This window comes from Leucobacter ruminantium, from assembly GCF_017565705.1.
Lineage (GTDB): Bacteria > Actinomycetota > Actinomycetes > Actinomycetales > Microbacteriaceae > Leucobacter > Leucobacter ruminantium.
This window is the reverse complement of record NZ_JAGDYL010000005.1, coordinates 71,960-83,410: the sequence shown is the minus strand read 5'-3', so window position 1 is coordinate 83,410 and position 11,451 is coordinate 71,960. Positions and strand designations below refer to the sequence as shown.

Here is an 11,451-nt window from a genome sequence, read left to right as displayed (position 1 = left end):
ACTCAGATTGGGATGTGGAGATGGCTGATCCTGAGGCTGGAGCGCCGTCCGACCCGGTGTCGGATTCGCTGTACGACGTGGATTCGAGCGACCCGCGGAGCGAGCTCATCGACCGCAGCGGCATGTCGGCCGCGGAGGTCTCGCACATCGGTCGCCTCATGAAGGCGCTGTCCGACCTGCGCGCTGCTGAGAGCCGCCTGACCGAGGCATCGCAGCGATATATGAAGCTCAGCGCGAAGGAGATGCGCGCGCTCCACTACCTCATCGTGGCCCAGAACCGGGGCGGCGTGGCCACACCGGGCGCGCTGGCCGCCCACCTCGGGATCTCGCCCGCCTCGACGACCAAGCTGCTGAACCGCCTCGAGCACGGGGGGCACATCAGGCGCGGCATCCACCCGCTCGACCGGCGCGCGATCGCCGTCGAGATCACGCCCGAGACCGAGCGTGCCGCGATGCAGAGCGTCGGGCGGCAGCAAGCGAACCGATTCCACGCGGCGGCGCGCCTCACGGCCGACGAGCGCGACACCGTCATCGGCTTCCTGGAGGACATGACCCGCGAGCTCTCGACCGACGGCCCGGTCTGGGGCGCACCGGCCGACGACCGGTAGACGCGGCGCTTCGGGCACAGCCCGTGCATCCCGGCGCCTTCCCGCCGACCGTGCGGCACCTCCCACGCGCTCGGGTCTCGGGTTCCCTCGCTCCGAGCGACACCTCCCCTACAGTGGTCTCGTGGCGACGAAGCTTCCGAGGATCCCTCCCGACCGCGATCTGTCGATCGACGCCGTGCGCGCGCTCTGCCTGCCGATCGTCGTGCTGCTGCACGCGCTGCAGATGGGGATCTCGGGCGACCCGCCGCGCGCCTCGAACGCGCTCGCGCACTGGCAGCCGCTCGTCTGGATCACCTGGGTCGGCATGATCATGCCGACGTTCTTCATCGCGGGCGGTTTCGCCGGCATCACGACCTGGCGCCGCCTGCGAGGACGGGGCGGCACCGCGGGCGAGTACCTGCGCGTGCGCGCGCTGCGCCTGGCGCGCCCCGTGCTGCCGGCGATGCTGGGCGTGCTCGCGGTGCTGGGTGCGATGGCGCTCTGCGGGGCGGAAGCCGAGTTCCTGCGCACCTTCGCGTTCCGGCTCGCCGAGCCGCTGTGGTTCATCGCCGTCTACGCGATCTGCACCGCGTTCGTGCCGCTCATGGCGAAGCTGCACCGCATCGCGGCCTGGCCCACCTACTTCGGGCTGGCGGGAGCCGCCGTCGCGATCGATCTGCTGAGCCGCTTCGCAGACGTCCCGATCGCCGCGCTGAACTGGCTGTTCGTATGGTTGTTCGTGCAGCAGCTCGGCTTCGGCGTGCGCGACGGCTGGTACGCCAAGCGCCCCCGCCCGCTGCTCGTAGTGCTCGCCGTCACCGCCTACGGGCTCATGTGCGTGGCGGTGTTCGGCATGGGCTACTCCCCCGACATGCTCGTGAATCTGAACCCGCCGACCGTGCTGCTCCTGCTGCTCGGCCTCGCCCAGGTCTATCTGTTCACGCTGCTGCAGCCGACGATCCGCGCAGTGGTGCGCAGGCCCCGCGTGATGCTCGTGGTCGGCGCGCTCGGCGTCTTCGGCATGACGATCTACCTCTGGCACACGGTCGCGATGGGCATCGTCGTGGGCGCGCAGCTCGCCCTCGGGGTGCCCTTCCCCGAGCCGCTCTCAGCCGCTTGGTGGCTCACGCGCGTCCCCTGGATCCTCGCGATCGGGGCCGTGCTCGCCCTGCTGTGCACCGTGGTGCCGCGGATCGAGCGACTGTGGCCGCGGGAGAGGGATCGTCGCATGCCGCTGTGGGCCGCGGTACTCGCAACGGCGGCGATCGTGGCATCGGTCGGCTGGGTGCTCACCCGGGGATATCTGGTGCCGGGCACGGCCGGGGCGATCGCACTGCTGGCGCTCGCGATCGCCTGGCTGACAGCGGGCGGGCCGGGCCGCAGGGCCTCCGGACGCACCTTCCGCTGACGCTTCGACTCGCCGAGCGGCAAGCGGCGGCCCACCGACCCGCCGAGGGGCGAGCCGACGGGCCGGCGACGGCGATGGATCCCTACCGCACCGACGCGCGCCGCATCGCGAACCAGGTGCCCACGAGCGCGATCGCGGTGGCGACGGCGGCCCCGAGCGCGAGGATCCCTCCCGTCATCGCGGCGAAGATCTCGCCCAGCCTGGGCGCGATGATCAGCAGCGCCAGCGCGAGCGCGAGACCGATCGCGAGCCCCATGACTGCGGGCCCCTTCGGCCCGAAGCGCACCCAGACGGCTCCGAAGACCCCGCCGACGGTGAGGCAGAACAGCGTGCCGACGAATGCCGCGGCGCCGAGCACGAACGGGTTGCCTGCGCCCACCAGGTTCACGTCGAGCACGTAGACCCCGAAGAACCAGTGACCGGTGACGATCTCGAGCCCGAGCAGCACCAGCATGAGCGCCGCGACGTAGGCGGACTGCAGCGCATTGGCGAGGAAGGTACCGAGGATGAAGTCGCGACGGGTCGCCCCGAGCGCGAGCCCGAAGGGGTAGGTGGTGGCGACCGCCTGCACGCCGTAGTAGACCAGGAACCCGGGCAGCGCCCACATGATGCTCTGGTTCCAGCGCGCGCCCTCGATGTACTCGGGCGAGCTCGGCTCGAGGCCCATGCTTCTCTGGATGGCGAGCGCGATGATGATCGAGACGACCATCACGATGCCCAGGATGATGACGGGCACGAGCACGAAGGTGTCCCATTTGTTGAGGTGGAGTCTCGACACTTTGACGATGCGGTTCATGATCTTCTCCTCTACTTCTGGGCGGCGGCCGGCTCGACGAGCGGCGAGGGATCGGCGGGGCCGTCCAGCGGCTCCGCGTCGCCGACGCCGTAGGCCGCGACGAGGTCCTGCAGCGACACCGGGGTGATCTCGAGGCCGACGGCCTCGGCGGCCGAGCGGTCGCCGTCGCGCAGCGTCCCCTCGATGACGGCGGTGCCGAGGCCGCCGATGGTGCGACGGGCGAGGGATCGGCGATCCCTCGCGAAATCATCGACGGCCGACGCTCGGCCCGCGACCTGGTAGGCGCCGCCGCGCAGCTCGTCGACGTCGGCGTGCCGCACCACGCGACCCCTGTCGAGCACGATCACGCGCTCGAGCAGACGGTCCATCTCATCGATGAGGTGCGTCGACAGGATGATGGTGCGCGGATGCGCCGCGTAGTCGCGCAGCAGCTCGTCGTAGAAGATGTGCCTGGCCGTCGCGTCGAGGCCCAAGTAGGGCTCGTCGAAGAACGTGACGGCCGAGCGCGAGGCGAGGCCGAGCACGATGCCGAGCGACGACAGCTGGCCGCGCGAGAACTTCTTGATGATCGGCTTCGTCGGGATGCGGAAGAGCTCGATGAGCCGGTCGGCGGTCTCCTGCGACCAGTTCGGGTAGAAGATCGCCGCCGCTCGGATGGCGTGCTTCAGCTTGTAGTCGTCGGGGTAGCGCTGGTTGTCGCGCACGAAGCACATCTGCTCGATGGTCTCCGCCCGCTCGAACGGGTCGCGCCCGCGCACCTTCACGGTGCCCGAGGTGGGCCGATCCTGCGCGGTGATGATCGACATGAGCGTGGTCTTGCCCGCGCCGTTGCGGCCGAGCAGGCCCGTGATCGCGTTCTCGCGGATGTCGAGCGTGACGTCCTCGAGGGCCGCGGCTCCCCGGTAGCGGCGGGTGAGGCCGCGCGTTTCGATGACTGATGCGGTCATTGTTCTGCTTCCTTCACTGTGCGGTCTGTGACGAGTGCCGGTCGGGCGAGGGCTGGGCCGGCGCGGGCTGCTCGGCCCGCGATTCCGCCCGGCTCTGCGTCGACGACTCCTGCTGCGCGGCGTGCTGCTCGACGAGCCGCACGAGGTCCTCCGGGCCGATGCCGAGGGCCCTGGCCTCAGCCGCGAGCGGCGCGATGAACTTGCGGGCGAACGCCTGACGGCGTTCTTCTTCGATGAGGGATCGCGCTCCGTCTGCGACGAACATGCCGATCCCTCGCCGCTTGTAGAGCACGCCCCGCTCGACCAGCAGGTTCAGCGCTTTGCCCGCGGTGGCGGGGTTGATGCGGAGGTACGCGGCGAGCTCATTGGTGGAGGGCACCTGCTGCTCCTCTGCGTAGACCCCCCGCAGCACGTCGTCGGCGATGCGATCGGCGAGCTGCAGGAAGATCGGTCGCGTGTCGTCGAACACCTGAGCCTCCCTGGTTCATTACTTCACTAATGAACCTATGCACCCCCGCCGCGAATGTCAACCCCGCCCGCCATCGGCCCCGCACAAGCGCGTAGGCTGAGGGGGTGAGCGGAGTGTGGCAGACCGATTCGGCACGGGGCGGCGTCGACCCGACGCAGCGGGCGATCCGCTACGTGGCGATCGGCGACAGCTTCACCGAGGGCGTCGGCGACGAACGGCCCGACGGCTCGGTGCGAGGCTGGGCCGACCTCGTCGCGCAGGGCCTCGCCGACGCGACCGGCGAGCCCGTGCAATACGCGAACCTCGCCATCCGCGGCCGGCTGCTCGCCCCCATCATCGCCGAACAGCTCGAACCGGCACTCGCACTCGGCCCCACGCTCGTGAGCTTCAACGGCGGCGGCAACGACATGCTGCGGCCCGGCACCGACCTCGCCTGGATCAGCCGGGAGACCGAACGCGCACTGCGCCGCATCGCGGACGCGGGCGCCGAGCCGCTGCTGCTCGCGGGCGCGAATCCCACGGCGGGCCTTCCCGGCGGCGAGCGCGTGCGGCGCAAGGGCGATGCGCTCGTGCGGGAGGCGCGAGGGATCGCCGAGCGCCTCGGCATCCGCTTCGCCGACAACTGGAGCGACGCCGAGCTCGCGGGGCGCCAGTACTGGTCGCCCGATCGGTTGCACCTCGCTCCGGTCGGGCACCGCCGCGTCGCTTCGAACGTGCTGCGCGCACTGGGCTACGGTGCGCCCGCCGACTGGGTGCTCGAGGCGGAGGCGATCCCTCGCCCCACCCGGAGGGAGCAGCTCAGCTACACCCGCGAGCACGTGGTGCCGTGGGTGCGGCGGAGGCTCACCGGCCGTTCGAGCGGCGACGGCCGCACGGCGAAGCACCCGGCCTGGGTCGAGGTGCTGGCGCGAGGCTAGCTCCCCGAATGCTCCGACCGCGCAGAGCGCCACGCGGACGGGGATCGCGCCGCGGGAGCGGGGTCTTCGGGGTTTCCCGAATCATCCTGCGGGATGAGCGGAAATGGTACCGCGGGATGATGCGGCGGGGACGTGGGAGACGCCAGGGTGGAATCATCCACCGCCGCGACCGCGCACGCACCCCGGCGACGATCCGCCGCACGCACCCGCGGCCCGGCCCGAAAGCACGCATGTCATTTCTCACGCGCACCAGCCTCAAGAACCGCCTCATCGTCGGGCTCACGACGCTCGCAGTGGCGGTGCTCGGCCTCTTCTCCATGAGCGCGTTGAAGCAGGAGCTCATGCCGTCGATGCAGGTGCCGATGGCGTTCGTGAGCGTGCAGGCCGACGGCCTCGCGCCCGAGGAGATGGCGCGCACCGTAACGGAGCCCGTCGAGCAGGCGGTACAGGGCGTGTCGGGCGTCAACCGGGTGACGTCGACGACGACGAGCGGCACTGCCGACATCACCGTCGAGTGGCCCTTCGGCGAGAACGACGACGAGACCTTCCGCGCGGTGCGCGGCGCAGCCGAGTCGCTGAAGCCCATGCTGCCGACGGGCGCCGAGGTGCAGGTCTTCTCGGGCGGCTCCGACGACATGCCCGCGATGGTGCTGAGCGCGGGCGCTCCCGGCGACCGGGCGAAGTTCGGAGACGCGCTCGCGAACACGGTGGTGCCCGCCCTGCAGGGCGTGAGCGGCGTGCGCACGGTCGAGCTCTCGGGCCGCGAGGAGCAGCAGGTGATGATCGACCTGCGCGCTGCCGACGTCACCCGCCTCCGGGTCGACCCGGCCATGCTCCCGCCGCTGCTCGAGGCGCACGGTGCGACGCTCCCCGCCGGCCAGGCCGACTCCCCCGAGGGGCCCGTCTCCGTGACGGTCGGCACGATGCTCGGGGCAGGCGCGACGGCGGAGGAGGCGGCCGCCGAGATCGCCGCCCTGCCGCTCACGGTGACCGACGCCGAGGGCAACAGCAGCGTGGTGGGCGTCTCCGACTTCGCCGACGTGCACCTCGAGACGAAGCCCGCGACGAGCATCTCGCGCGTCAACGGCAACCCCGCGATGACGCTGCAGATCACGCCCGCCCAGGGCGCCAACGTCGTCGACATCTCGCACGCGGTGAACGCGGAGCTCGACCGGCTCGCGCCGGGCCTCGACGCGGAGTTCGTCGCGATCTTCGACCAGGCGCCCTACATCGAGCAGTCGATCCACGACCTGTCGGTCGAGGGCGGCCTCGGCCTGCTGTTCGCGGTGCTCGTGATCCTCGCGTTCCTGGGCTCGTGGCGATCGACCGTGATCGCCGCGCTCTCCATCCCGCTGTCGCTGCTGATCACCCTCATCGGCCTGTGGTGGAGCGGCAATACCCTGAACATCCTCACGCTCGGCGCGCTCACGATCGCGATCGGCCGCGTCGTCGACGACTCGATCGTGGTGATCGAGAACATCAGCCGCCGCCGCGGCACCGGCCCGCTGACCGTGGAGGGCGTCGTCGCCTCGGTGCGGCAGGTGGCGGGTGCGATCACGGCTTCGACGCTCACCACGGTGGCGGTGTTCCTGCCGATCGCCTTCGTGTCGGGGCTCGCCGGCCAGCTGTTCCGCCCCTTCGCGGTGACCGTGACGATCGCCCTGCTCGCGTCGCTGTTCGTCGCGCTCACGATCGTGCCGGTGCTCGCGTTCTGGTTCATGCGCGGCAAGCGGCGGAGGGGCGGGAGAACGGGCGAGGGATCCCTCGCCGCCGCAGGCGCGGCCCCGGCCGCAGACCCGCACGACGACCTCGCCGAGATCCACACCGCTCCCGACCGCCTGCAGCGGGCGGTCATGCCCGCGCTGAACGCGACGAGGCGGCATCCGGTGATCACGCTGATCGCCTCGGGCCTCATCCTGATCGGAACGCTCGCGATGACCTCGCTGCTGCAGACCGACTTCCTCGGCTCATCGGGCGCCGAGAGCCTGCAGGTGCTGCAGACGCCGGAGAAGAAGCAGGCCGAGGAGGGCGAGGAAGCGCCCGAGCTGACGGGCGCCGCGCTCGGAGCCGAAGAGCTCATCGCGGTCGCCGAGCCCGTGGAACGGGCGCTCGGCGAGGTGACCGGCGTGCGCGACGTGATGACGTCGATCCCGGTCGGCACCGCGGTCGCGGGCGAGCCGACCACGATCACCTACGACGTGCAGCTCGCCGACGGAGCCGACGCCAACACCGTGAGCGCCGCAGTGGAGCGCGCGCTCGACGATCTGCGGGGCGCGGGCGAGGTGCGTCTGGCCACGCAGGACGCCTTCGTGGCGGGAGCCGCCGGTTCGGGCATCGCGCTGCAGATCAAGGGCAGCGATCCCGCGGCGTTGCGCAAGGCGAGCGAGTCGCTCGAGGAGCGCCTGTCGGACGCGGAGGGCGTGCGGTCGGTGCAGAGCGATCTGAAGGGCGAGCAGCCCGTCATGCGCGTGAAACTCGATGAGGCGAAGGCCACGCTGCTCGGCTTCGACCGGGCGTCGGTCGCGAAGGCGATCCAGGAGGCCCTCGAGGGCAGCACCGCCGGCCGCCTGATGCTCGAGGGCCGCGAGCGCGACATCGTCGTGCGCACGCCAGGGTCCGAGCGCGGCGCCGCGAAGCTCGGCGAGATCATGCTGCCCGTCACGCCCCAGCAGAACGCGGCGGCCCAGAAGGCCGCGAGCGACGCACTGCAGCAGAAGGCCGAGGCCCAGGCCGAGGACGCGCGCGTGAAGTCGGAGAACGAACTCGCCTCGCAGATCACCGAGGCGCAGAACATGCGCGCGGAGCTCGCCGCCCAGCTCGCACCGCTGAACCAGCAGCTCGCGCAGCTGCTCACGGCGCCCGTCGTGCCCCAGCCGCCGCTCTCGCCCGAGGAGGACGCGGCCGCGCGGGCCTACGAGGAGCGCGCCGCGCAGATCGCAGCCCTGCAGGAGGCCATCGCGGGGGCGCAGAGCGGGATCGAGGGCGCCGACGAGCAGATCAAGTCGCTGCGAGAGGCGCAGGCCGAGGCCGCGAATCAGCGGGCCGAGCAGGATCAGGCCGAGGCCGAGCAGAAGGCCGCGGCAGCGGTCACGGGCTCCGCGATCCCCCTCTCCGAGATCGCGACCGTCGAGGAGGAGCTGACCGCGCCCATGATCACGCGGGCCGACGGCGATCGCCAGGTCGTGCTCACCGTGACGCCGCGACCGGGGCAGCTCGACGCGGCGAACGCGGCGATCGACGAGGCCATCGCCGAGACCGAGCTGCCCGCGGGCGTCTCGTTCGACCTCGGCGGCGTGAGCGCCGAGCAGGACGAGGCCTTCACCCAGCTGTTCGCGGCGATGCTCGGCGCGATCGTGCTCGTCATGCTCGTGATGGTCGCGACGTTCCGCAGCTTCCGCGGGCCGTTCGTGCTGCTCGTCTCGATCCCGTTCGCGGCCACGGGCGCCATCCTCGGCCTGCTCGTCACGAACACGCCGCTCGGCCTGCCCGCCCTGATCGGCCTGCTCATGCTCATCGGCATCGTGGTGACGAACGCGATCGTGCTCATGGACCTCGTGAACCGGCTGCGCGCGAGCGGCGCCGACCTCGACGAGGCCGTGGAGCACGGCACCCGACTGCGCCTGCGCCCCATCCTGATGACCGCGGCCGCCACGATCTTCGCGCTCGTGCCGATGTCGCTCGGGCTGACCGGCGGCGGTGTCTTCATCTCGAAGCCGCTCGCGATCGTGGTGATCGGCGGCCTGATCTCGTCGACCCTGCTGACGCTCGTGCTCGTGCCGATCCTGTACACGCTCGTGGAGCGTAGGCGCGAGCGGAGGAGGCTGAAGCGCGCCCGCTACCTGGCGAACAAGATCGTGTGGAAGCGCCGCTTCGCGGCCGACGGCCCGCAGGCCGGCCGGGCGAACGAGGAGGCGGTCACCGCGGTGCTCGAGGATCTGCGGGAGTGAGGCTCCGCTCGCTCAATCGGCGGGGTGGGGCTCCACCCGCTGCCTGCCGCCGCCGCGCTGCGCGGCGGCACCCGCGATCACGACGAGCGCGATGCCGACGAGCTGCATGGCGGTCGGAGACTGGCTCAGCACGAGCAGACCGATGAGCACGCCGAAGGCCGGCTCGATCGCGAGCAGGGTGCCGAACGCGGTGTGCGTCATGCGTCGCAGCGCGAGCATCTCGAGGCCGAAGGAGATGACGGGAGTGATGAGCGCGATGCCCGCTGCGAGCAGCAGCACCCAGAGCGCCGCGTTGCCGCCGAGCACCTGCGGCAGCCCGACGGGCGCGGTGAAGACGGCGGCGATCGGGATGGTGAGCGCCAGCCCGCTGATGCCCGAGAAGCGGTCGCCGACGGACTGGGTGAAGACGTTGTAGAGCGCCCAACAGGTGCCCGCCAGCAGCGCGAAGCCCACCCCGACGAGGTCCATGCGTCCGTGCCAGGGCTCGGTGAGCAGCACGATTCCGACGAGCGCGAGCAGCGGCCAGGCGAGCGCACTGCGGCGCTTGCTCGCGATTCCGGCGACCGCGAGCGGACCGAGGAACTCGATCGCCACGGCGGTGCCGAGCGGGATGCGCTCGACCGCCGCGAGGAAGAAGGTGGTCATGAATCCCGTGACGAGTCCGAGCACGAGCAGCGCGGGGAGATCCCTCGCCCTGATCGATCTGAGGCGAGGCCTCGCGATGATGAGCAGCAGAACACCGCCGAAGCACATGCGCAGCCAGGCCGTGCCCGCGGGCCCGACCTGCTCGATCACCGTGACGGAGAGCGCGTTCGAGACCTGGATGAGCAGCATCGCGGCGATGGCCAGCGACCAGGGAGGGATCCCCGTCGAGGAGCGCGGGATCACGCGGCGCCCACCCTCCTGCGGACGACCGTCGCGCCGTCGCCGAGCGCCGCGAGCGCGTCGGTCAGGGCGTCGGCGGCGCTGTCGAGCGCCGTGTCGCCCATCGGTTCGAGGGCGTCCATGATGAAGAACGCTGTGCGCGTCGTGTCGGTGAGCGCCGTTCGGCGGCCCTGCCGCCAGTTCCAGCGGCGGCAGGTCACCCCCGCGTCGTCCGTCCAGACGACCTCGCCGGGATCGGGGTGCTCGATCGCCGCCTCCCCGTTCGCGACGGTGTCGAAGGGCTCGTCGCCCGTCGCACGCGTCAGTCGCGCCGGGCCGGCGTAAGCGACCAGGTCCTCGCCTCCGAGCGGCACCTGGTGCAGCACCGAGATTGCGTTGTAGACGTCGGTGAGCGCGTTGACGCGCGGCAGACCGGTCCCGGCTCTGCGGGTGAGCGCCTCGAGGCTGTTGCGGGTGCGCTGCGGCTTGGCTCCGAAGGCGCGGTAGGCGTCGCGCCAGGCGGCGATGTGGGGCAGCTCCTCGACCGGTGAGCCCGCGAGCAGCGTGCGCGCGTGCTCCTCGGCGCGCGCGACGAGCGCGTCGATCGCTGCCGATCCCTCGCCGACTGCCGATTCGTCGCCGTGCGCCGATCCCTCGCCCGCCGCACGGCCCGGTTCGAGACCGTCGACGACGAGCAGCATCGCGCGGTAGTCGGGGCGGAGCGCGAGCACGGAGGGATCGACCGAGCACGCGGCGAGGAAGTTCTCGGGCGTCGTCTCGGGCGCCGTCTGCTCAGGCATCGGGGGCCTCCGATCGGTGCGTCGCTCCGACTCCGGGCTCGAAGACCGCGAGCGAGAAGCGGGCGGGCCGCTCGTGCGGGTTTGCGTAGGCGTGCGCGGCATCTCCTCGGAAGCTCAGCGCGTCGCCCTCCTGCAGTTCGTGGGCCTCGCCCTCGATCTCGACCGTGAGGGAGCCCTCCCGCACGTGCAGCAGCTCGCGCGTGCCCGGGGAGTGGGACTCGCTCGAGTGCCGCTCGCCCGGGGCGAGGATCCAGTCCCAGAGCTCGACCACGTCGGGCGGCTCGGTACCCGCGACGAGCACCCCGCGCCCGCCCGCCTCGCCGTTCCAGAGCACCGCTCCCTCACCGCTGCGTGTCAGCTTCGCGGCGCGCGGCTCGGGCGGCTCGACGAGCGCGGGCAGCCCGACGCCGAGCGCGTCGGAGATGCGCAGCAACGTGCCGACGCTCGGGTTCACCGTTCCCTGCTCGACGTTCACGAGCATCCTGCGGCTCACGCCGGCCGCAGCCGCGAGGCCGTCGAGGGTCCAGTCGCGCAGCTTGCGCTCCTGTCGCACGCGCGCGCCGATCGCACGCGCCAGTGTCTCCGCACTCTCATCCATGAGTGCAGCATAATGCACCTCTAGTGCATCATCAAGTTCTCGGCAGCCTCCCGTATCGAAGCCCATCCGACGAACCGCGCGGCGGCCGGGCGCACTGGCGCCGCGGCCCGGCGGTCAA

The 11,451-nt window shown here is 71.5% G+C and carries 10 protein-coding genes; 4 read left to right on the top strand and 6 right to left on the bottom strand.

From position 1 onward, the window contains the following. Positions 1–20: 20 nt before the first annotated feature. Positions 21–608, top strand: coding sequence for a MarR family winged helix-turn-helix transcriptional regulator (locus J4H91_RS03755; RefSeq protein WP_208044917.1), 588 nt, complete (start codon positions 21–23; stop codon positions 606–608). Positions 609–729: 121 nt separating this feature from the next. Beyond that, a complete protein-coding gene (locus tag J4H91_RS03750; RefSeq protein ID WP_208044916.1) occupies positions 730–1,995 on the top strand; it encodes an acyltransferase family protein in 1,266 nt (421 codons plus the stop codon). Between the two features lie 82 nt (positions 1,996–2,077). Here J4H91_RS03750 and J4H91_RS03745 read toward each other — a convergent pair whose 3' ends face one another. Genes J4H91_RS03745 through J4H91_RS03735 form a run of 3 tightly spaced genes read right to left on the bottom strand, consistent with a single transcriptional unit; the run spans position 2,078 to position 4,207 of the window. Beyond that, positions 2,078–2,791: a hypothetical protein gene (locus J4H91_RS03745; RefSeq protein WP_208044915.1), complete on the bottom strand. Its 714-nt coding sequence runs from the start codon at positions 2,789–2,791 to the stop codon at positions 2,078–2,080. Between the two features lie 11 nt (positions 2,792–2,802). Further along, entirely contained in the window at positions 2,803–3,738 is a 936-nt protein-coding gene (locus J4H91_RS03740; RefSeq protein ID WP_208044914.1) for an ABC transporter ATP-binding protein, read from the bottom strand. A 13-nt stretch (positions 3,739–3,751) separates the two neighbouring features. After that, positions 3,752–4,207 (bottom strand): GntR family transcriptional regulator, encoded by a 456-nt coding sequence (locus tag J4H91_RS03735; RefSeq protein WP_208044913.1) that lies wholly within the window; start codon positions 4,205–4,207, stop codon positions 3,752–3,754. Positions 4,208–4,320: 113 nt separating this feature from the next. On the opposite strand from J4H91_RS03735, the gene J4H91_RS03730 reads away from it, so the two are divergent. Together J4H91_RS03730 and J4H91_RS03725 are read left to right on the top strand one after the other, a co-directional pair. Then, positions 4,321–5,124 (top strand): SGNH/GDSL hydrolase family protein, encoded by an 804-nt coding sequence (locus J4H91_RS03730; protein ID WP_341783440.1) that lies wholly within the window; start codon positions 4,321–4,323, stop codon positions 5,122–5,124. A gap of 230 nt (positions 5,125–5,354) precedes the next feature. Then, positions 5,355–9,071, top strand: coding sequence for an efflux RND transporter permease subunit (locus J4H91_RS03725; protein WP_208044912.1), 3,717 nt, complete (start codon positions 5,355–5,357; stop codon positions 9,069–9,071). A gap of 12 nt (positions 9,072–9,083) precedes the next feature. On the opposite strand, the gene J4H91_RS03720 is transcribed toward J4H91_RS03725, so the two are convergent. The 3 genes from J4H91_RS03720 to J4H91_RS03710 are packed head-to-tail and all read right to left on the bottom strand — an operon-like array spanning position 9,084 to position 11,333. Next, a complete protein-coding gene (locus J4H91_RS03720) occupies positions 9,084–9,959 on the bottom strand; it encodes an EamA family transporter (protein WP_341783429.1) in 876 nt (291 codons plus the stop codon). Beyond that, a complete protein-coding gene (locus J4H91_RS03715) occupies positions 9,956–10,735 on the bottom strand; it encodes a B3/B4 domain-containing protein (protein WP_208044911.1) in 780 nt (259 codons plus the stop codon). Before J4H91_RS03715 ends, J4H91_RS03720 begins: the two co-directional genes overlap by 4 nt. Then, positions 10,728–11,333, bottom strand: coding sequence for a helix-turn-helix domain-containing protein (locus tag J4H91_RS03710; RefSeq protein ID WP_208044910.1), 606 nt, complete (start codon positions 11,331–11,333; stop codon positions 10,728–10,730). Before J4H91_RS03710 ends, J4H91_RS03715 begins: the two co-directional genes overlap by 8 nt. Between the last annotated feature and the right edge of the window lie 118 nt (positions 11,334–11,451).